This window comes from Curtobacterium sp. L6-1, from assembly GCF_018885305.1.
Lineage (GTDB): Bacteria > Actinomycetota > Actinomycetes > Actinomycetales > Microbacteriaceae > Curtobacterium > Curtobacterium aetherium.
In genome coordinates this window covers 1-23,036 of the sequence record NZ_CP076544.1, presented here as the reverse complement: position 1 = coordinate 23,036, position 23,036 = coordinate 1, and the positions used below count along the sequence as shown (strand labels likewise).

Annotated in this window: 7 protein-coding genes and 6 rRNA genes; 1 reads left to right on the top strand and 12 read right to left on the bottom strand. The window is 63.4% G+C overall.

What is annotated here, in order from left to right:
• Positions 1-91: 91 nt before the first annotated feature.
• The 6 genes from pyrG to KM842_RS15765 all read right to left on the bottom strand — a co-directional run bounded on the left by pyrG (position 92) and on the right by KM842_RS15765 (position 8,186).
• Positions 92-1,804: a CTP synthase gene (gene pyrG, locus KM842_RS00060; RefSeq protein ID WP_301183808.1), complete on the bottom strand. Its 1,713-nt coding sequence runs from the start codon at positions 1,802-1,804 to the stop codon at positions 92-94.
• Between the two features lie 237 nt (positions 1,805-2,041).
• Positions 2,042-3,733 carry a DNA repair protein RecN gene (gene recN / locus KM842_RS00055; RefSeq protein ID WP_216259826.1) on the bottom strand — a complete coding sequence of 564 codons (1,692 nt, stop codon included), beginning with the start codon at positions 3,731-3,733 and terminating at the stop codon, positions 2,042-2,044.
• Positions 3,730-4,659, bottom strand: coding sequence for an NAD kinase (locus KM842_RS00050; protein WP_216259824.1), 930 nt, complete (start codon positions 4,657-4,659; stop codon positions 3,730-3,732). Before KM842_RS00050 ends, recN begins: the two co-directional genes overlap by 4 nt.
• Entirely contained in the window at positions 4,656-5,660 is a 1,005-nt protein-coding gene (locus tag KM842_RS15770) for a TlyA family RNA methyltransferase (protein ID WP_301183807.1), read from the bottom strand. Before KM842_RS15770 ends, KM842_RS00050 begins: the two co-directional genes overlap by 4 nt.
• Before the next feature lie 743 nt (positions 5,661-6,403).
• Positions 6,404-7,378: an HAD-IIA family hydrolase gene (locus KM842_RS00040; RefSeq protein WP_253206166.1), complete on the bottom strand. Its 975-nt coding sequence runs from the start codon at positions 7,376-7,378 to the stop codon at positions 6,404-6,406.
• A gap of 31 nt (positions 7,379-7,409) precedes the next feature.
• Complete coding sequence (locus KM842_RS15765; RefSeq protein ID WP_253206165.1) at positions 7,410-8,186, bottom strand: tetratricopeptide repeat protein; 777 nt, start codon at positions 8,184-8,186, stop codon at positions 7,410-7,412.
• A gap of 111 nt (positions 8,187-8,297) precedes the next feature.
• Here KM842_RS15765 and KM842_RS00035 point away from each other — a divergent pair, with 111 nt between their 5' ends.
• Positions 8,298-9,482, top strand: coding sequence for a hypothetical protein (locus tag KM842_RS00035; protein WP_216259818.1), 1,185 nt, complete (start codon positions 8,298-8,300; stop codon positions 9,480-9,482).
• A gap of 147 nt (positions 9,483-9,629) precedes the next feature.
• On the opposite strand, the gene rrf (KM842_RS00030) is transcribed toward KM842_RS00035, so the two are convergent.
• The 6 genes from rrf (KM842_RS00030) to KM842_RS00005 form a co-directional block, all read right to left on the bottom strand.
• Positions 9,630-9,746: ribosomal RNA gene (gene rrf / locus KM842_RS00030) — 5S ribosomal RNA — on the bottom strand.
• Between the two features lie 143 nt (positions 9,747-9,889).
• A 23S ribosomal RNA gene (locus KM842_RS00025) occupies positions 9,890-13,017 on the bottom strand.
• 448 nt (positions 13,018-13,465) lie between these two features.
• Positions 13,466-14,987: ribosomal RNA gene (locus KM842_RS00020) — 16S ribosomal RNA — on the bottom strand.
• Together the 16S, 23S and 5S rRNA genes form the textbook arrangement of a ribosomal RNA operon.
• Before the next feature lie 2,465 nt (positions 14,988-17,452).
• Positions 17,453-17,569, bottom strand: a 5S ribosomal RNA gene (gene rrf / locus KM842_RS00015).
• Between the two features lie 143 nt (positions 17,570-17,712).
• Positions 17,713-20,841: ribosomal RNA gene (locus KM842_RS00010) — 23S ribosomal RNA — on the bottom strand.
• A 448-nt stretch (positions 20,842-21,289) separates the two neighbouring features.
• Positions 21,290-22,811, bottom strand: a 16S ribosomal RNA gene (locus KM842_RS00005).
• Positions 22,812-23,036 lie beyond the last annotated feature (225 nt).

The following is a 23,036-nucleotide window of genomic DNA, read 5'->3' as shown; positions in this document are numbered from 1 at the left end:
GGCGGACGGGAGGCTTTCCACCAACTGGTGGGGAGCCTCCCGTCCGTCACGGCGCCACGCCGTCACGCCGTCGCGACCGCGACCTGGTCCGTCAGGCGACCGCCTCGGTCTCCGGATCGAACAGCCGCGAGGACTCGTTCCGCTCGATCGCGGCGCCGACGAGGCCCGCGAAGAGCGGGTGCGCCTTCGTCGGCCGCGAGCGCAGCTCCGGGTGGGCCTGCGTGGCGATGTAGAACGGGTGCACGTCGCGGGGCAGCTCCACGTACTCGACGAGGGTGCCGTCGGGCGAGGTGCCCGAGAACACCATGCCGGCGTCGGCGATCTGCTCGCGGTAGGTGTTGTTCACCTCGTAGCGGTGACGGTGGCGCTCCGACGCCTCCGAGGCGCCGTAGAGCTCGGCCGCGAGCGACCCGTCGGTGAAGTGCGCCGGGTACAGGCCGAGGCGCATCGTGCCGCCCATGTCGCCGCCCGCGATGATGTCCACCTGCTCCGCCATGGTCGCGATGACCGGCGTCGAGGTCTCCGGGTCGAACTCGGTGCTCGACGCGTCGGTCAGACCGGCCTCGTGGCGGGCGTACTCGATGACCATGCACTGCAGGCCGAGGCACAGGCCGAGCGTCGGGATGCCCTGCTCACGCGCGAAGCGGAGCGCGCCGAGCTTGCCCTCGATGCCGCGCACGCCGAATCCGCCGGGGACGCAGATGCCGTCGACGTCCCCGAGGTGCTTCGCGGCTCCCTCGGGCGTCGTGCAGTCGTCGGACACGACCCACTTCAGCGTGACCTTGGCGGTGTGGGCGAAGCCGCCGGCGCGCAGGGCCTCGGTGACGGACAGGTACGCGTCCGGCAGGTCGATGTACTTGCCGACGAGGGCGATCGTGACGTCCTTCTTCGGCTCGTGCACGGCGTCGAGCACCGGGTTCCACGCCGACCAGTCGACGTCGTGCGCGTCGAGCTTCAGCGCGTCGATGATGACCTGGTCGAGGCCCTGGTCGTGCAGCAGCGTCGGCAGGTCGTAGATCGAGGGCACGTCGACCGCGTTCACCACGGCGTCCTCGTCGACGTCGCACATGAGGGCGATCTTGCGCTTGTTCGCGTCCGAGACGGGTCGGTCGGAGCGGAGCACGAGGGCGTCGGGCTGGATGCCGATCGACCGCAGCTGCGCGACCGAGTGCTGCGTCGGCTTCGTCTTCTGCTCCCCCGAGGCGCTCATGAACGGCACGAGCGAGACGTGCACGAAGAACACGTTGTTCCGGCCGAGCTCGTGGCGCACCTGGCGGGCCGACTCGATGAACGGCTGCGACTCGATGTCGCCGACCGTGCCGCCGACCTCGGTGATGATGACGTCGGGCTGCGGGTCGTTCTCGGCCTGCTCGCGCATCCGACGCTTGATCTCGTCGGTGATGTGCGGGATGACCTGCACGGTGTCGCCGAGGTACTCGCCGCGACGCTCCTTGGCGATGACCGTCGAGTAGACCTGCCCGGTCGTGACGTTCGCCGACTGCGCCAGGTCGATGTCGAGGAAGCGCTCGTAGTGCCCGATGTCCAGGTCCGTCTCGGCGCCGTCGTCGGTCACGAAGACCTCACCGTGCTGGAACGGGTTCATCGTGCCCGGGTCCACGTTGAGGTACGGGTCGAGCTTCTGCATGACGACCTTGAGGCCGCGTGCCGTGAGCAGGTTGCCGAGGCTGGCCGCCGTCAGGCCCTTGCCGAGGGACGAGACGACCCCGCCGGTCACGAAGATCTGCTTCGTCACCTTCGGGGTCGCGTTCGAGGAATTGGTACCGCCGCTGAGAGTGTCCGCCACGGGATTCCATCGTACGTCAGAAGTGCCGGGAGGCGCGACCCGCGTTCGCCGCTGACGTCGCGCCGGGCGGTGGTCGCTCCCACCGAGACGCCCCGGCCCACGCGAGACGCCGCAGGTTCCGACGGCGTCTCGCAGCGCGGGCGGCGTCTCGTGCTGACGCCGGTGTCTCGCGCTGACCAGGGGGCGGGCGCGAACCGAGTGGCGGGGGTGAGGTGTGCCTCCAGGCCGACCGGCTGGCTACGCGCGCTGACCGGCGACGTCGAGGAGTTCGCGCGCGTGCTCCATGCCGCTCGCGCTGTCGCCGAGCCCGGAGAGCAGCCGCGCCATCTCCTGCAGCCGGTCGTCGCCCTCGAGGCGTCGGACGCTCGACGAGGTCACGGCCCCGCTCGCGTCCTTCACGACGTTGAGGTGGTTGTTCGCGAACGCGGCGACCTGCGCCAGGTGGGTGACGACGATCACCTGCGTGCGTTCCGCGAGCGCGGCCAGCCGTCGGCCGATCTCGATCGCCGCTGCCCCGCCCACGCCGGCGTCGACCTCGTCGAACACGAACGTGGGCACGGTCGTGCTGCCGGCCATGACGACCTCGATCGCGAGCATCACCCGCGAGAGCTCACCCCCCGAGGCGCCCTTGCCGATCGGCCGTGGGTCCGTGCCGGAGTGCGGCTGCAGCAGGATCGCCACCTGGTCGCGTCCGTGGCGCCGGTACTCCCCGGCGTCGGTGACCTCGACGACCAGCGTCGCGCCGGCCATCGCCAGACTCTTCAGCTCGGCGGTGACCCGCTTCGCCAGGTCGGTCGACGCCTTCGTGCGGACCTTCGTCAGTGCGGCAGCGGCGGTCTCCAGGGCGACCCGGTCCGCCTCGACGGACTCCTGCAGCGCGACGATGCGGTCGTCGTCCCCGTCGAGCTCGAGCAGCCGGTCGGACGCACGCTGCCCGTAGGCGATGACGTCCTCGACGGTGTCGCCGTACTTCCGGGTGAGCCCGGCGAGCAGGGCCCGGCGTTCGTTGATGAGTTCGAGGTCGCGCCCCGCCTCGGGCTCGAGCGACCCGATGTAGCTCGACAGCGACGCGGACGCCTCGGTCGCCTGGATCCCGAGCTCGGTCAGCTGCTCGAGGACCGGTTGCAGGGCGGGGTCGACGCTCGCCACCCGCTCGATGGCGCGGCGGGCGGACTCGACGAGGCCGATGACGTCCGGACCGTCGAGTGCCTCCGTCGAGACGGCTTCGTGTGCGAGACCGGCCGCGAGGCGCAGGTCCTCGAGGTTCCCGAGCCGCTCGGCACGTTCGGCGAGCTCGGCGTCCTCGGCCGGCTGGGGGTCGGCCGCCTCGATCTCGTCGGAGGCCTCACGCAACCGGGCGGCCTCGGCGAGCCGTTCGTCACGGTCCCGCGTCAGCGTCTCGAGGTCGCCGGTGTGCTGCTGCCACGCGTCGTAGACGGCGACGTACTTCGCCAGGGCCTTCTCGACCGCCGCGCCGCCGAACCCGTCGAGCGCAGCGCGCTGTGCCGACGCGGACGTCAGGCGGATCTGGTCCGACTGGCCGTGCACGGTGACGAGCTGGTCGGCGAGTTCGCCGAGCACCGCGACCGGGGCGCTGCGTCCGCCGACCGTGGCACGGCTGCGTCCCTCGGCCGAGACTGTCCGCGTGAGGATGAGCTCGCCGTCCTCGACCGTCCCGCCGGCGTCCTCGACGCGTTCCGCGACGGCGGCGTGCTCGGGCAGGTCCCAGCGGCCCTCGACGACGGCGCTCGAGGCACCGCGGCGCACCGAGCCGGCGTCCGCGCGTGCGCCGAGGAGCAGTCCGAGCGCGGTCACGATCATCGTCTTGCCCGCACCGGTCTCGCCCGTCACGACCGTGAAGCCGGGACCGAGCTCGAGCGTCGCGTCCCCGATGACCCCGAGGTCGGAGATGCGGATCTCCTCGATCACTCGTCGACACCCTCGTCGTCGCGGGCCGGGCCACGCCACCCCGCCACGGGCAGCTGGAACTTCGCGACCAGGCGGTCGGCGAACGGGGCGTCCTTCAGGCGGGCGACGCGGACCGGGTCCGGCGAGCGCCGGACCTCGACGCGGGCGCCGGGAGGCAGGTCGTGCGTCCGACGGCCGTCGCACCAGAGCACGCCGACACCGCTGGTGCGGCGGAGGACCTCGACCGCGAGGACACGGTCCGGTCCCACGACGATCGGACGGGAGAAGAGGGCGTGGGCGCTCAGCGGCACCATGAGGAGGGCGTCGACGTCGGGCCACACCACGGGGCCGCCACCGGAGAAGGAGTAGGCCGTCGACCCGGTCGGCGTGGAGAACACGACGCCGTCGCAGCCGAACGAGGACAGCGGGCGACCGTCGACCTCGGTGACCACCTCGAGCATGCGCTCGCGCGACGCCTTCTCGACCGTGGCCTCGTTGAGCGCCCAGCTCGAGTACACGACCTCGTTGCCGACGACGACGTCGACCTGGAGGGCGACCCGCTCCTCGACCTTGTACTCGCCGGTCAGGGCGCGCTGCACGGTCTCCGCCAGGCCGTCCCGCTCGCTCTCGGCCAGGAAGCCCACGTGCCCGAGGTTCACGCCCACGAGCGGCACCGACGTCCCACGGACCAGTTCGGCCGCGCGCAGGATCGTGCCGTCGCCGCCGAGGACGATGACGATCTCGAGGTCGTCGGCGCGCACGTCGACGCCGAGGATGTCGACCTGTCCGACCGATGCCTCGGCACGTCGGACGTCGGCGTACTCGTCGAACGGCATCACGGGATTGAGGCCCGCGGCGTGCAGGATGTCGCACACCTCGACCGCGGCGTCGATCGAGTCGCGCCGCCCGGTGTGCGAGACGAGCAGGATGTGTCGTTCGTCGCTCATGGAGCTCCTTCCGCCAGTTCCGTCGCCCGGACGATCCATTCTGTCGGGTTCTCCCCGCCGCCTCGCTGGAGACGCGCGAGGTACTCGTGGTTGCCGTGCGTTCCGAGGATCGGCGAGGCCGCCAGCCCGGCTGTTCCGAGTCCGAGGTCCCACGCTGCCCAGAGGACGTTCATGAGGGCGTCCTGCCGGAGCGACGCGTCGCGGACGATGCCCTCGCGGATGCCGGTGCGGCCGACCTCGAACTGCGGCTTCACGAGCAGGACGAAGTCGTCGGCGGGGACGGAGGCGACGAGCGCGGGCAGGACCAAGCGCAGGCTGATGAACGAGAGGTCCCCGACCACCAGCGCGGTGTCCGACGCGGCCGGGTCGAGCGCGAGGTAGTCCGCGGGCGTCAGGTTCCGGGCGTTGACGCCCTCGACCACGGCGACCCGGTCGTCGAGCGCCACGACCGGTGCGAGTTGCCCGTGACCGACGTCGAGGGCGATCACCCGCGCCGCACCCCGGGCCAGCAGCACCTGGGTGAAGCCGCCCGTGGAGGCGCCGACGTCGAGCACGGTCCGTCCGCTCGGGTCGAGGTCGAAGGTGTCGAGGGCGGCGACGAGCTTCAGCGCCGCGCGGGAGACCCACTCGTCCGCGGTGTCCACGGTGATGTCGGCGGATGCTGAGACCTGCGTCGAGGGTTTCACGATCGTCGAGCCGTCGACGGTCACCCGCCCGGCCTGGACGAGGGCGGCGGCTGCCGTCCGGGAGCGTGCGAGCCCCCTGGCGGCCACGGCGCTGTCGAGCCGGGCGGTGCCGGTCGCTGGTGCCGGGGCAGTGGCCGTGGCCGTGGCCGTGGCCGACCCGTTCGCGTTCGCGTTCGAAGTCGCGTCGACGCTCGGGCTCGTGCTCGTACTCGTGCTCGTCGGGTCTCCTGCGGTCGTGGTCGGAGTCGCGTTCGTGCTCGTCGGTTCTCCTGGGGTCGTGATCGAAGTCGGCTTCAGTGTGGAGGTCGAAGTCACGGACGAGGTCGTTGCGGTGCCCGCGACCGACCGGTCGTCCGCGGATTGCGGAACATCTCGGCCCGGTCCACCCCTGCCGCTCTCTCCGGCGGTGTCGTCCGCCTCGGCGACTCCGGTCGGACCGACGCTGGCAGCATCACTCGCGGGGCCAGTATCAGTCGTCGGGCGCTCCGAGGAGGTCGTCGGCCGGGCCGGGCCGCGGGACGAGCCGTCGTGCTCAATCACGTCCGTCGCCGCCCTGCTCGAGGCGAGTCCGCAGTTCATCGTGCAGTGCCGCGAAGGCGTCCGCTCGGTCAGGGAGGGGCATCGCCTCAGCAGCGGCCGCCCGCGCGGGAACGGAGTCGTCGTCGAGACCCGCGGCGGACTCCGGCGGGACATCGCGGTGCTCACCCGGTGCATGGTCATCTTCCCCGGTCCCGTCCGCCGAAGGCTGAGCGTCCCCGGTCCCGTCTGCCGAAGGCCGGCCCTCGTCGGGTCCTGGGCTGGTGGTCTCCGCTGCCGTCGGTCCGGGAATGGGCGGTCCGACCGTGGTCGGCACGGGCGTCGATCGGGACGCCTTGTCCTCGGGATCTGGCCGCTCGGGAACTGGGCGCTCGAGATCTGTGCGCTCGGGAACTGGGCGCTCAGAATCTCCGCGCTCGAGCCCTGTGGACCCTCGCGGCGGTCCCGGCACCGGTCGGAACGACCCTGGTTTCCGCGGTACGGGCGTACCGGAACGCGGGGCCTCTTCCACGCCCGCCACGCTACTCGCCGCCGTACAGCTTCGGGTCCACGTCGAGGCCGTAGATGGCCAGCCCGGAATCCCAGATCGCCGTGGCACCGGCGCGGAGCAGGTCGAGGTCGTCGTCGCCGACCCGTTCCGCCCGGACGACGTGCCCGCGCATCGAGACCGTCGACTCCCCCACGGTGACGCGTCGAGTGCCGTCGGCGTCCTCGCTGCGGATGGTGACCGGGTACGGCTCGTGCAGCCCGCGGAGGTCCCGCAGCACGTAGGCCGGTCGGGACCGTTGGTCTGCCGCGAGCACCTGCTTCGGCTGGTCGATGCCGGTCAGCACGAGGACGCTCGGGATGCCTGCGTCGTTCGCGCCCTTGATGTCGGTGTCGAGACGGTCACCGATGAACAGCGGACGCTCTCCGCCGAACCGCGCGAGGGCGGCGTCGAAGATGGGTCGCTCGGGCTTCCCGGCGACCACCGGCATCCTGCCGACGGCCTGGTGCACAGCGGCGACCAGCGTCCCGTTGCCCGGAGCGATCCCCCGCTCGACCGGGATCGACCAGTCCATGTTCGTCGCGACCCACGGCACACTCGCGTCGGCGAGGGCGAACGACGCCTCGGCCAACTGCGCCCATCCGAGATCCGGAGAGAACCCCTGGATGACGGCCGCCGGGCTGTCGTCGGCGCTGGCGGTGACCACGAAGCCGGCCTCCTCGACGATCGACGTCAGACCGAGCCCGCCGATCACGAGCACCGTCGCCCCCTGCGGGACCAGGGTCGTGAGCAACCGCGCGCCAGCCTGCGACGAGGTCACCACGTCGTCGGCGTCGACCGTGAGGCCGTACTGCTCGAGGTGCTCTGCGACGTCGACCGGGCGCCGGGAGGCGTTGTTGGTGATGTAGCCGACCCGAGCCGACGAGGCGGCCTGTGTGAGGGCCTCCACGGCGTACGGGATGGCGTTCCGGCCGCGGTAGACGACGCCGTCGAGGTCCGTCAGGACCACGTCGACGCCGTCGACCGGCGGCTTCGGGGTGTCAGTCGGCTGCGGAGCCGTCGACGTCGCGGGGGTTGTCGTCGTCGATCTCGCCGGGCTCGTCCCCGGGCGCTGCGTCGAGTTCGTCGTCGTCCCCGAGCTCGCTGACGTGCCCTGCTGCCGGTTCGTCGGCGTCGAGCTCGTCGGCGTCGAGCTCGTCGTCCCCGGAGTCGTCGACGTCGTCGAGTCCGTTGTCGAACTCGTCGTCTTCGAGCGCTTCCTCGACCACATCAACTGTCTCCCAAGCATCGTCTTCAGCAGCCTCGGCGAGAGCCTCGGCCGCACGGTCGACACGAGCCCACCATTCGTCGGCTTCGTCCTGGCGACCGAGCTCCTCGAGCGTGGCCGCGTAAGCACTGTAGAGCGCCGGCGACCAGCTGTACGCCGTGGAGGGGTCGAGCTGTGGAATCTCCAGTTCGCCGAGAGCAGCTGTGGAGTTCCCGAGGTCGAGCCGCGCTCCGGACATCGCGATCGCGAGTTCCACCTGCACGGGGGTCTCGAGGGCGGCACGGTCGACCGAACGACCCAGCTCCAGCGCTCGCTCCGGTCGGCCGAGACCACGCTCGCAGTCCACCATCATCGGCAGCTGGTCGTTGCGTCCGGAGATCCGGCGGTACGTCCGCAGTTCGCGCAGGGCGGTCGCGAAGTCCCCGAGCCGGTAGGCGGTGATCGCCGCGGTCTCACGGACCACCGCGACCCGTCCTGCTCGGCGGGCAGCGCTCAACGCGTGCTGGTTCGCGAGTTCCGGGTCGGAGTCCACGAGCAGTGCAGCGGTCACGAGGTGACGTGCGACCCAGTCGGCGTTGTCCTTGCTGAGGGTCTTCAGCTCGGCACGCGCTGCCGGGTGTAGATCGCGCGCATCGACCTCGTCGGGGATCTCCGGGTCGTCATGCCGCGGGCGGATCGACCGCGTGCCGTACGGGTCACGGTCCTCCCAGTCGTCACGAGCTGCCTCGCCGAAGCGTGCGCCGGCGGAACGGCTGCCGTCGCCGAAGCGCTTGCGGTCGGCGCCGTCGCGACCAGAGCGGTCGTCGTTCCCGCGGAACGGACGGTCGCTGCTGTTGCCGCGGAACGGCCGGTCACCATCACGACGGGGACGGTCGTCGTTCCCACGGAACGGCCGGTCGCCATCACGACGCGGACGGTCGTCGTTCCCACGGAACGGCCGGTCGCCACTGTTGCCGCGGAACGGCCGGTCACCGTCACGACGGGGACGGTCATCGTTCCCCCGGAACGGCCGGTCACCATCACGACGCGGACGGTCATCGTTCCCACGGAACGGCCGGTCACCATCACGACGGGGACGGTCATCGTTCCCACGGAACGGCCGGTCGCCATCACGACGCGGACGGTCGTCGTTCCCACGGAACGGCCGGTCGCCACTGTTGCCGCGGAACGGCCGGTCACCGTCACGACGGGGACGGTCATCGTTCCCCCGGAACGGCCGGTCACCATCACGACGCGGACGGTCATCACTGCCCCGGAACGGCCGGTCACCATCACGACGCGGCCGGTCATCGTTCCCGCGGAACGGCCGGTCACCATCACGACGCGGCCGGTCATCGTTCCCACGGAACGGCCGGTCACCATCACGACGCGGCCGGTCATCGTTCCCCCGGAACGGCCGGTCACCATCACGACGCGGACGGTCATCACTGCCCCGGAACGGCCGGTCACCATCACGACGCGGCCGGTCATCGCTGCCCCGGAACGGCCGGTCACCATCACGACGCGGACGATCGCTGGCCGCGCGGTCGGAACGCCACGAGGGACGATCGGAACGCGCCCCGCCCTCGCGGAAGTCACGCCCACCGGAACGCCGGTCGGAGCCCTCGCTGTAGGGCCGACTGCCGCCGCTCCGATCGTCTCGGCCACGCTGACCCTCACGCCGCTCGAAGTCGCGAGGCCCGGACGACCAACCGCCCCGCCGAGGGCCGTCGTCGCGTCGAGGCCGGTCTGGACGGTCTCCGTCGCGCCCGTCTCGTCGCTGTTCGTCGTCGTTCGCCACCGTAGCTCCTCGTTGCGTGTCGAGATCGCTCGAATCTCGACGGTCGTCCGCTGTGTCGTTGTGTGAAGGGTGGGCGCGAGGCCCGCACCAAGTCCATCACGAACCCGGCGCTGAGTCGACCTCGAACGCTCCCTGGAAACCAGAAATGGCCACCGACCCTCCGGAGAGCTGTTGCTCTCGATGGAGGGCCGATGGCCACATCATTGAAAAGAAGTCCGGCGGCGTCCTACTCTCCCACAAGGTCCCCCTTGCAGTACCATCGGCGCTGAGAGGCTTAGCTTCCGGGTTCGGAATGTGACCGGGCGTTTCCCTCTCGCTATGACCACCGGAACAATTTCGACACTCCTCTAGGGAAGCGTTGAAACGTGTTCCGCGCATGCGCGGTGTTCAGTTTCAGTTGTTCCCGATCATCTGTCGGGAACCACAAAGTGGACGCGAGCCCCAACACCCCGAAAGGTGTTGGGAAAAAAGTGTGTGTCAAGTCTTCGGCTTATTAGTACCGGTCAGCTCCACGGGTCGTTAGTCCCCGCTTCCACATCCGGCCTATCAACCCAGTAGTCTGCTGGGAGCCTCTCACACTCAAGGTGCATGGAAATCTCATCTCGAAGACGGCTTCCCGCTTAGATGCTTTCAGCGGTTATCCGGTCCGAACGTAGCTAATCAGCGGTGCCCTTGGCAGAACAACTGACACACCAGAGGTTCGTCCATCCCGGTCCTCTCGTACTAGGGATAGATCTTCTCAAATTTCCAACGCGCGCAGCGGATAGGGACCGAACTGTCTCACGACGTTCTAAACCCAGCTCGCGTACCGCTTTAATGGGCGAACAGCCCAACCCTTGGGACCTACTCCAGCCCCAGGATGCGACGAGCCGACATCGAGGTGCCAAACCATGCCGTCGATATGGACTCTTGGGCAAGATCAGCCTGTTATCCCCGAGGTACCTTTTATCCGTTGAGCGACAGCGCTTCCACAAGCCACTGCCGGATCACTAGTCCCGACTTTCGTCCCTGCTCGACCTGTCAGTCTCACAGTCAAGCTCCCTTGTGCACTTACACTCGCCACCTGATTGCCAACCAGGTTGAGGGAACCTTTGGGCGCCTCCGTTACTCTTTGGGAGGCAACCGCCCCAGTTAAACTACCCATCAGGCACTGTCCATGAACCCGATCAGGGTCCTACGTTAGACATCCAAAGTGACCAGAGTGGTATTTCAACAACGACTCCACGAACACTAGCGTGCCCGCTTCACAGTCTCCCACCTATCCTACACAAGCCACTCCGAACACCAATACCAAACTGTAGTAAAGGTCACGGGGTCTTTCCGTCCTGCTGCGCGTAACGAGCATCTTTACTCGTAGTGCAATTTCGCCGAGTTCGCGGTTGAGACAGCTGGGAAGTCGTTACGCCATTCGTGCAGGTCGGAACTTACCCGACAAGGAATTTCGCTACCTTAGGATGGTTATAGTTACCACCGCCGTTTACTGGGGCTTAAATTCAGAGCTTCGCCGTGAGGCTGACCCTTCCTCTTAACCTTCCAGCACCGGGCAGGCGTCAGTCCGTATACATCGTCTTGCGACTTCGCACGGACCTGTGTTTTTAGTAAACAGTCGCTTCCCACTGGTCTCTGCGGCCTTCAACGCTCACGGAGTGAATCCGGTCACGTGTCCGGCCCCCCTTCTCCCGAAGTTACGGGGGCATTTTGCCGAGTTCCTTAACCACGATTATCTCGATCTCCTTGGTATTCTCTACCTGACCACCTGAGTCGGTTTCGGGTACGGGCGGCTGCAACCTCGCGTCGATGCTTTTCTCGGCAGCATAGGATCACTGATTTCCCCTTACGGGTACGCGTCGGATCTCAGGCACACAGACGACGGATTTGCCTATCGTCAGCCCTACATCCTTACACCAGGTTCACCTTACGGATACCATCGCCTGGCTCAGCTACCTTCCTGCGTCACACCTGTTCATACGCTAACCGCACCAGCATGGGGTCGAGCGTTAGACCGGCCACCATCACCCCGAAGGGATCCGGATGTGCCGGGTTAGGACTCTTAGCACCACTGGATTAGCTTGGGCGGTTGTTCGCCGGTACGGGAATATCAACCCGTTGTCCATCGACTACGCCTGTCGGCCTCGCCTTAGGTCCCGACTTACCCAGGGCGGATTAACCTGGCCCTGGAACCCTTGGTCTTTCGGAGGACGGGTTTCTCACCCGTCTTTCGCTACTCATGCCTGCATTCTCACTCGTGTAGCGTCCACGGCTGGATCACTCCGCCGCTTCACTCGCCACACGACGCTCTCCTACCACTCCGCACGACTGAACCACGAAGGCTTGTCGAGTGTGCGAAATCTACAACTTCGGCGGTGTGCTTGAGCCCCGTTACATTGTCGGCGCGGAATCACTTGACCAGTGAGCTATTACGCACTCTTTCAAGGGTGGCTGCTTCTAAGCCAACCTCCTGGTTGTCTGTGCAACTCCACATCCTTTCCCACTTAGCACACGCTTAGGGGCCTTAGTTGGTAGTCTGGGTTGTTTCCCTCTCGACGATGAAGCTTATCCCCCACCGTCTCACTGCTGCGCTCTCACTCACCGGCATTCGGAGTTTGGCTGACGTCAGTAACCTGTTGAGGCCCATCGGCCATCCAGTAGCTCTACCTCCGGCGAGAAACACGCAACGCTGCACCTAAATGCATTTCGGAGAGAACCAGCTATCACGAAGTTTGATTGGCCTTTCACCCCTATCCACAGCTCATCCCCTCCATTTTCAACTGAAGTGGGTTCGGTCCTCCACGACGTCTTACCGTCGCTTCAACCTGGCCATGGATAGATCACTTCGCTTCGGGTCTAGGACATGCGACTGAATCGCCCTATTCAGACTCGCTTTCGCTACGGCTACCCCACACGGGTTAACCTCGCCACATATCGCTAACTCGCAGGCTCATTCTTCAAAAGGCACGCCGTCACCCCTACAAAGGAGGCTCCGACGGTTTGTAAGCAAACGGTTTCAGGTACTATTTCACTCCCCTCCCGGGTACTTTTCACCTTTCCCTCACGGTACTTGTCCGCTATCGGTCATCTGGGAGTATTTAGGCTTATCAGGTGGTCCTGACAGATTCACACGGGATTTCTCGGGCCCCGTGCTACTTGGGATACACATCCGGCCATAACACCATTTCGTCTACGGGGCTGGCACCCACTACGGCCCGGCTTTCAAACCGGTTCGACTATGATGCGCTGTAACCGTCCCAGTCCGGCAGAACTGAGCGACGTGTCCCACAACCCCGACCATGCAACGCCCGCCGGCTATCACACATGATCGGTTTAGCCTCATCCGTTTTCGCTCGCCACTACTCACGGAATCACATGTTGTTTTCTCTTCCTGTGGGTACTGAGATGTTTCACTTCCCCACGTTCCCTCTACCCGCCCTATATATTCAGGCGGGAGTCACCAGGTCGACAAGTCGCCTGGCGGGGTTTCCCCATTCGGAAATCCTCGGATCACAGCTCGATTATCAGCTCCCCGAGGCTTATCGCAGATTTCTACGTCCTTCTTCGGCTCCAGATGCCAAGGCATCCACCGTTTGCTCTTAGAAACTTGACCACAAAGATTAAAATTGCGATCCAACGCCACAACACAACACCACCCACAAGGAGCAGCCCATGCTGATGACGCGAATCTAAAGATGCTCGCGTCCACTGTGTAGTTCTCAACATACGATCGGCACCACACTCCCCGAACCCAACAGGTTCGCTTCATGCAGCCCAACGAAGGACCCGCAGGCCCAACCCCCACCACCAGCACATCCGAAGACACACCCTGGCAGGAAGCCTGGTCCCTCAGGACCCAACAACGTGCACCAGCCGACCCGCTCCCACCCGACCCGTTCCAACCCTGCAAGCAGAGCGTACTGAGACCGGGAGACGCGCTCCCGACTGCACTGTCAATGTTCCACCCATGAGCTACCCGTCGGACACGTTCGGTCCGAATCGGGCGCCTGGACCCCAAATTATGCTCAAACGAACACAACCTGGAACCAGATGCTCCTTAGAAAGGAGGTGATCCAGCCGCACCTTCCGGTACGGCTACCTTGTTACGACTTAGTCCTAATCACCGATCCCACCTTCGACGGCTCCTTCCACAAGGGTTAGGCCACCGGCTTCGGGTGTTACCGACTTTCATGACTTGACGGGCGGTGTGTACAAGGCCCGGGAACGTATTCACCGCAGCGTTGCTGATCTGCGATTACTAGCGACTCCGACTTCATGAGGTCGAGTTGCAGACCTCAATCCGAACTGAGACCGGCTTTTTGGGATTCGCTCCACCTTACGGTATCGCAGCCCTTTGTACCGGCCATTGTAGCATGCGTGAAGCCCAAGACATAAGGGGCATGATGATTTGACGTCATCCCCACCTTCCTCCGAGTTGACCCCGGCAGTCTCCTATGAGTCCCCGGCATAACCCGCTGGCAACATAGAACGAGGGTTGCGCTCGTTGCGGGACTTAACCCAACATCTCACGACACGAGCTGACGACAACCATGCACCACCTGTACACCGACCACAAGGGGGCGACCATCTCTGGCCGTTTCCGGTGTATGTCAAGCCTTGGTAAGGTTCTTCGCGTTGCATCGAATTAATCCGCATGCTCCGCCGCTTGTGCGGGCCCCCGTCAATTCCTTTGAGTTTTAGCCTTGCGGCCGTACTCCCCAGGCGGGGCGCTTAATGCGTTAGCTACGACACAGAAACCGTGGAAAGGTCCCTACATCTAGCGCCCAACGTTTACGGCATGGACTACCAGGGTATCTAATCCTGTTCGCTCCCCATGCTTTCGCTCCTCAGCGTCAGTTACGGCCCAGAGATCTGCCTTCGCCATCGGTGTTCCTCCTGATATCTGCGCATTCCACCGCTACACCAGGAATTCCAATCTCCCCTACCGCACTCTAGTCTGCCCGTACCCACTGCAAGCCCGAGGTTGAGCCTCGGGATTTCACAGCAGACGCGACAAACCGCCTACGAGCTCTTTACGCCCAATAATTCCGGACAACGCTTGCACCCTACGTATTACCGCGGCTGCTGGCACGTAGTTAGCCGGTGCTTTTTCTGCAGGTACCGTCACTTTCGCTTCTTCCCTACTAAAAGAGGTTTACAACCCGAAGGCCGTCATCCCTCACGCGGCGTTGCTGCATCAGGCTTTCGCCCATTGTGCAATATTCCCCACTGCTGCCTCCCGTAGGAGTCTGGGCCGTGTCTCAGTCCCAGTGTGGCCGGTCACCCTCTCAGGCCGGCTACCCGTCGTCGCCTTGGTGAGCCATTACCTCACCAACAAGCTGATAGGCCGCGAGTCCATCCCCAACCAAAAAATCTTTCCACCACCAGGCCATGCGACCAGTGATCATATCCAGTATTAGACGTCGTTTCCAACGCTTATCCCAGAGTCAGGGGCAGGTTACTCACGTGTTACTCACCCGTTCGCCACTAATCAACCCAGCAAGCTGGGCATCATCGTTCGACTTGCATGTGTTAAGCACGCCGCCAGCGTTCGTCCTGAGCCAGGATCAAACTCTCCGTAAAAAATTACACCCAACACCCGAAAGCGTCAGCGAGTTGATCTTGACTGTTGACTGTCTACTGACAATCTTCAATCCAAAAGGAATTGTCTCCGACACCCACCACCACGAAGGCGATGAGCGACGAGGTCAATAAATTGGCATTGACAATGTGCACGCTGTTGAGTTCTCAAGGACCAGACGCACTCCCCACTCCACACCACCAGGTGCTTCGCCAGAGAGGCTGTCGTTCTCGACCCACCGATCATCGTCGAACCCGCCAACACACAACAGTGCAGTCAGATCCAGTGGCTCATCCCGAAGGAGAGAACCGGTGGAGTAGTCATCCTAAGCGTCGAAGCGAACCAGCACAAGGCCAGATCCGAACTCCAGTGGAGGATGGTCCCGCTTGAGGCCGACAGGCTCTGGGCTCTTCGCACCAGCCGCTCCGCCGCACCTTTGGGGTGACGAGGGATTACTTTACGCACGCCCCACCGACACCACCAAGCCAGCCCACATCCCGGGCGTGTCGCACCATGCAACACCACCGGCTCACGGCCCACGACCCACGACCCACGACCCACGACCCACGACCCACGACCCACGACCCACGGCTCACGGCTCACGGCTCACGGCGACGATCGCACTTCCGTGCTCCAGACCAGGCCCGTAGGCCCATCACATCTCTGCGCCTCCTCCGCGTACGACGTCGTGCAGCTGCACGACCCACGCCGGCTCACTCGAGCATCGCGTTCGGCACGGCAGAGTTCGTGGACTCGCCGCTCAGCTCATTGCCTCCGGCTCCACGGCTCCACGGCTCCAGGGCTCCACGGCTCCAGGGCTCCAGGGCTCCAAGGCGCCAAGGCGCCAGGGCTCCAAGGCGCCAAGGCGCCAGGGCTCCAAGGCGCCAGGGCTCCAAGGCGCCAAGGCTCCAAGGCTCCAAGGCTCCAAGGCTCCAAGGCTCCAAGGCTCCAAGGCTCCAAGGCTCCAAGGCTCCAAGGCTCCAAGGCTCCAAGGCTCCAAGGCTCCAAGGCTCCAAGGCTCCAAGGCTCCAAGGCTCCAGGGCTCCAGGGCTCCAGGGCTCCAGGGCTCCAGGGCTCCAGGGCTCCAGGGCTCCAGGGCTCCAGGGCTCCAGGGCTCCAGGGCTCCAGGGCTCCAGGGCTCCAGGGCGAGGATGCCACCCCCTCGTCTCAGTGCCTTGTCGTCAGGCCGTCCCTGATGCGGCCGGCCAACTCGCTCCCCACTGGACGATCGCGATGGAGGTCACATGACCGCATCGATCCTCCGACACCGGCCGACGCGCGGGACCTCGCCCTCACCCTGCAGGGGGGCGAACTGCTCCCGTCCGGCCGGCGCCCCTCCGACCCGAGGCGCGACCACGAGCGACGTGTCGCCAGACCGAACTCCCCCATGGCGACCCTGGTCGCGCGACTGCAGCTCCCGATCCGCACACCGTGCCGACCAGCACACAACTCCGCACGACCCGGAGGTCAGACGCGAGGTCCGCTGCACTTCGTCCCGCCTCCACGATCACGGAAGACGAGCTCCCCCTCGAGCGAGGAACGCACGACCGCTGGTCAGTACCGCTCGGGGTGGAAGCCCGCCGTTCGCCGGCGACGAGCGGCACTTTGCCGCCGAGCCCCGGTCGACCCGTCCGCCGCCGAGGACGTCACTGGAGAGAGCCGCTCTGTCGCAGACCAGCGCACCACTCACCGAGGCAGCACCGCCGGCCCTCCGAACGTCATCGTTCACCGGCAGGCAGACTGTTTCCGACCGACATCGCGCGACGGCCTCCACACGCGGGCGCTCACAGCGGGTCCGCCCGACACAACGGGAAGGTCCTGCCGGCAGGACCGCCCGACACAACGGGAAGGTCCTGCCGGCAAGACCGTCCGACTCGGATGGCAATCGCCTCGAAGGCGGCACGGCGTCTCTGCACCGGCGCCGACCACCCGCCGGCGATGTCGCTCGGGCAAGGACCACCGGAGTCACCGCCCAACGCGTCCCCGGCGATGACGGAGCCGAACGGTGTCGACGTCAGCGAACATCACGGCGCGATCACCGCACGAAACATCTTCGGCACTTCTGACATCGATGCTGGAGTGCCCTTCACGAATGCCGAAACAACGCTCGTCCGGAATCGACGAAGGGAATCGGCCCAGCCGACACCAGCGTCAACTGCACGACGTCAACAACGTTGAGCTAAGAGCCAGCTGCTTGCGACAGCCAGCTTGAGTCGCGCTCCCCACGGAAGCCCGGGCAAGTACCGCCGGCCGTTTCGCCGGAGCCCCACATGTCTCGTCGTGCGGGCGCCGTCTCGCCGCCGATTGGACAGCTCGGGTCCTGCCTCAGCGGGAGCGGCTCGCCTCTGCACGTAGACGGGAACTCCGCCACGGAGCAGATCGAAATCTCCCCTGGGAATGCAGAAGAGCCCCTGGTCGAAGGGAGCATTGCTGCTCCCCTGACCAGGGGCTCTTCTGTTCAAGGTAAGTCCGGCGGCGTCCTACTCTCCCACAAGGTCCCCCTTGCAGTACCATCGGCGCTGAGAGGCTTAGCTTCCGGGTTCGGAATGTGACCGGGCGTTTCCCTCTCGCTATGACCACCGGAACAATTTCGACACTCCTCTAGGGAAGCGTTGAAACGTGTTCCGCGCATGCGCGGTGTTCAGTTTCAGTTGTTCCCGATCATCTGTCGGGAACCACAAAGTGGACGCGAGCCCCAACACCCCGAAAGGTGTTGGGAAAAAAGTGTGTGTCAAGTCTTCGGCTTATTAGTACCGGTCAGCTCCACGGGTCGTTAGTCCCCGCTTCCACATCCGGCCTATCAACCCAGTAGTCTGCTGGGAGCCTCTCACACTCAAGGTGCATGGAAATCTCATCTCGAAGACGGCTTCCCGCTTAGATGCTTTCAGCGGTTATCCGGTCCGAACGTAGCTAATCAGCGGTGCCCTTGGCAGAACAACTGACACACCAGAGGTTCGTCCATCCCGGTCCTCTCGTACTAGGGATAGATCTTCTCAAATTTCCAACGCGCGCAGCGGATAGGGACCGAACTGTCTCACGACGTTCTAAACCCAGCTCGCGTACCGCTTTAATGGGCGAACAGCCCAACCCTTGGGACCTACTCCAGCCCCAGGATGCGACGAGCCGACATCGAGGTGCCAAACCATGCCGTCGATATGGACTCTTGGGCAAGATCAGCCTGTTATCCCCGAGGTACCTTTTATCCGTTGAGCGACAGCGCTTCCACAAGCCACTGCCGGATCACTAGTCCCGACTTTCGTCCCTGCTCGACCTGTCAGTCTCACAGTCAAGCTCCCTTGTGCACTTACACTCGCCACCTGATTGCCAACCAGGTTGAGGGAACCTTTGGGCGCCTCCGTTACTCTTTGGGAGGCAACCGCCCCAGTTAAACTACCCATCAGGCACTGTCCATGAACCCGATCAGGGTCCTACGTTAGACATCCAAAGTGACCAGAGTGGTATTTCAACAATGACTCCACGAACACTAGCGTGCCCGCTTCACAGTCTCCCACCTATCCTACACAAGCCACTCCGAACACCAATACCAAACTGTAGTAAAGGTCACGGGGTCTTTCCGTCCTGCTGCGCGTAACGAGCATCTTTACTCGTAGTGCAATTTCGCCGAGTTCGCGGTTGAGACAGCTGGGAAGTCGTTACGCCATTCGTGCAGGTCGGAACTTACCCGACAAGGAATTTCGCTACCTTAGGATGGTTATAGTTACCACCGCCGTTTACTGGGGCTTAAATTCAGAGCTTCGCCGTGAGGCTGACCCTTCCTCTTAACCTTCCAGCACCGGGCAGGCGTCAGTCCGTATACATCGTCTTGCGACTTCGCACGGACCTGTGTTTTTAGTAAACAGTCGCTTCCCACTGGTCTCTGCGGCCTTCAACGCTCACGGAGTAAATCCGGTCACGTGTCCGGCCCCCCTTCTCCCGAAGTTACGGGGGCATTTTGCCGAGTTCCTTAACCACGATTATCTCGATCTCCTTGGTATTCTCTACCTGACCACCTGAGTCGGTTTCGGGTACGGGCGGCTGCAACCTCGCGTCGATGCTTTTCTCGGCAGCATAGGATCACTGATTTCCCCTTACGGGTACGCGTCGGATCTCAGGCACACAGACGACGGATTTGCCTATCGTCAGCCCTACATCCTTACACCAGGTTCACCTTACGGATACCATCGCCTGGCTCAGCTACCTTCCTGCGTCACACCTGTTCATACGCTAACCGCACCAGCATGGGGTCGAGCGTTAGACCGGCCACCATCACCCCGAAGGGATCCGGATGTGCCGGGTTAGGACTCTTAGCACCACTGGATTAGCTTGGGCGGTTGTTCGCCGGTACGGGAATATCAACCCGTTGTCCATCGACTACGCCTGTCGGCCTCGCCTTAGGTCCCGACTTACCCAGGGCGGATTAACCTGGCCCTGGAACCCTTGGTCTTTCGGAGGACGGGTTTCTCACCCGTCTTTCGCTACTCATGCCTGCATTCTCACTCGTGTAGCGTCCACGGCTGGATCACTCCGCCGCTTCACTCGCCACACGACGCTCTCCTACCACTCCGCACGACTGAACCACGAAGGCTTGTCGAGTGTGCGAAATCTACAACTTCGGCGGTGTGCTTGAGCCCCGTTACATTGTCGGCGCGGAATCACTTGACCAGTGAGCTATTACGCACTCTTTCAAGGGTGGCTGCTTCTAAGCCAACCTCCTGGTTGTCTGTGCAACTCCACATCCTTTCCCACTTAGCACACGCTTAGGGGCCTTAGTTGGTAGTCTGGGTTGTTTCCCTCTCGACGATGAAGCTTATCCCCCACCGTCTCACTGCTGCGCTCTCACTCACCGGCATTCGGAGTTTGGCTGACGTCAGTAACCTGTTGAGGCCCATCGGCCATCCAGTAGCTCTACCTCCGGCGAGAAACACGCAACGCTGCACCTAAATGCATTTCGGAGAGAACCAGCTATCACGAAGTTTGATTGGCCTTTCACCCCTATCCACAGCTCATCCCCTCCATTTTCAACTGAAGTGGGTTCGGTCCTCCACGACGTCTTACCGTCGCTTCAACCTGGCCATGGATAGATCACTTCGCTTCGGGTCTAGGACATGCGACTGAATCGCCCTATTCAGACTCGCTTTCGCTACGGCTACCCCACACGGGTTAACCTCGCCACATATCGCTAACTCGCAGGCTCATTCTTCAAAAGGCACGCCGTCACCCCTACAAAGGAGGCTCCGACGGTTTGTAAGCAAACGGTTTCAGGTACTATTTCACTCCCCTCCCGGGGTACTTTTCACCTTTCCCTCACGGTACTTGTCCGCTATCGGTCATCTGGGAGTATTTAGGCTTATCAGGTGGTCCTGACAGATTCACACGGGATTTCTCGGGCCCCGTGCTACTTGGGATACACATCCGGCCATAACACCATTTCGTCTACGGGGCTGGCACCCACTACGGCCCGGCTTTCAAACCGGTTCGACTATGATGCGCTGTAACCGTCCCAGTCCGGCAGAACTGAGCGACGTGTCCCACAACCCCGACCATGCAACGCCCGCCGGCTATCACACATGATCGGTTTAGCCTCATCCGTTTTCGCTCGCCACTACTCACGGAATCACATGTTGTTTTCTCTTCCTGTGGGTACTGAGATGTTTCACTTCCCCACGTTCCCTCTACCCGCCCTATATATTCAGGCGGGAGTCACCAGGTCGACAAGTCGCCTGGCGGGGTTTCCCCATTCGGAAATCCTCGGATCACAGCTCGATTATCAGCTCCCCGAGGCTTATCGCAGATTTCTACGTCCTTCTTCGGCTCCAGATGCCAAGGCATCCACCGTTTGCTCTTAGAAACTTGACCACAAAGATTAAAATTGCGATCCAACGCCACAACACAACACCACCCACAAGGAGCAGCCCATGCTGATGACGCGAATCTAAAGATGCTCGCGTCCACTGTGTAGTTCTCAACATACGATCGGCACCACACTCCCCGAACCCAACAGGTTCGCTTCATGCAGCCCAACGAAGGACCCGCAGGCCCAACCCCCACCACCAGCACATCCGAAGACACACCCTGGCAGGAAGCCTGGTCCCTCAGGACCCAACAACGTGCACCAGCCGACCCGCTCCCACCCGACCCGTTCCAACCCTGCAAGCAGAGCGTACTGAGACCGGGAGACGCGCTCCCGACTGCACTGTCAATGTTCCACCCATGAGCTACCCGTCGGACACGTTCGGTCCGAATCGGGCGCCTGGACCCCAAATTATGCTCAAACGAACACAACCTGGAACCAGATGCTCCTTAGAAAGGAGGTGATCCAGCCGCACCTTCCGGTACGGCTACCTTGTTACGACTTAGTCCTAATCACCGATCCCACCTTCGACGGCTCCTTCCACAAGGGTTAGGCCACCGGCTTCGGGTGTTACCGACTTTCATGACTTGACGGGCGGTGTGTACAAGGCCCGGGAACGTATTCACCGCAGCGTTGCTGATCTGCGATTACTAGCGACTCCGACTTCATGAGGTCGAGTTGCAGACCTCAATCCGAACTGAGACCGGCTTTTTGGGATTCGCTCCACCTTACGGTATCGCAGCCCTTTGTACCGGCCATTGTAGCATGCGTGAAGCCCAAGACATAAGGGGCATGATGATTTGACGTCATCCCCACCTTCCTCCGAGTTGACCCCGGCAGTCTCCTATGAGTCCCCGGCATAACCCGCTGGCAACATAGAACGAGGGTTGCGCTCGTTGCGGGACTTAACCCAACATCTCACGACACGAGCTGACGACAACCATGCACCACCTGTACACCGACCACAAGGGGGCGACCATCTCTGGCCGTTTCCGGTGTATGTCAAGCCTTGGTAAGGTTCTTCGCGTTGCATCGAATTAATCCGCATGCTCCGCCGCTTGTGCGGGCCCCCGTCAATTCCTTTGAGTTTTAGCCTTGCGGCCGTACTCCCCAGGCGGGGCGCTTAATGCGTTAGCTACGACACAGAAACCGTGGAAAGGTCCCTACATCTAGCGCCCAACGTTTACGGCACGGACTACCAGGGTATCTAATCCTGTTCGCTCCCCATGCTTTCGCTCCTCAGCGTCAGTTACGGCCCAGAGATCTGCCTTCGCCATCGGTGTTCCTCCTGATATCTGCGCATTCCACCGCTACACCAGGAATTCCAATCTCCCCTACCGCACTCTAGTCTGCCCGTACCCACTGCAAGCCCGAGGTTGAGCCTCGGGATTTCACAGCAGACGCGACAAACCGCCTACGAGCTCTTTACGCCCAATAATTCCGGACAACGCTTGCACCCTACGTATTACCGCGGCTGCTGGCACGTAGTTAGCCGGTGCTTTTTCTGCAGGTACCGTCACTTTCGCTTCTTCCCTACTAAAAGAGGTTTACAACCCGAAGGCCGTCATCCCTCACGCGGCGTTGCTGCATCAGGCTTTCGCCCATTGTGCAATATTCCCCACTGCTGCCTCCCGTAGGAGTCTGGGCCGTGTCTCAGTCCCAGTGTGGCCGGTCACCCTCTCAGGCCGGCTACCCGTCGTCGCCTTGGTGAGCCATTACCTCACCAACAAGCTGATAGGCCGCGAGTCCATCCCCAACCAAAAAATCTTTCCACCACCAGGCCATGCGACCAGTGATCATATCCAGTATTAGACGTCGTTTCCAACGCTTATCCCAGAGTCAGGGGCAGGTTACTCACGTGTTACTCACCCGTTCGCCACTAATCAACCCAGCAAGCTGGGCATCATCGTTCGACTTGCATGTGTTAAGCACGCCGCCAGCGTTCGTCCTGAGCCAGGATCAAACTCTCCGTAAAAAATTACAACCAACACCCGAAAGCGTCAGCGAGTTGATCTTGACTGTTGACTGTCTACTGACAATCTTCAATCCAAAAGGAATTGTCTCCGACACCCACCACCACGAAGGCGATGAGCGACGAGGTCAATAAATTGGCATTGACAATGTGCACGCTGTTGAGTTCTCAAGGACCAGACGCACTCCCCACTCCACACCACCAGGTGCTTCGCCAGAGAGGCTGTCG

Excerpts from the sequence above, each read along its gene's own strand:
- KM842_RS00035 (WP_216259818.1), top strand. The coding sequence starts at position 8,298 with ATGCCGCGGGCGGATCGACCGCGTGCCGTACGGGTCACGGTCCTCCCA.
- KM842_RS00050 (WP_216259824.1), bottom strand. The coding sequence starts at position 4,659 with ATGAGCGACGAACGACACATCCTGCTCGTCTCGCACACCGGGCGGCGC.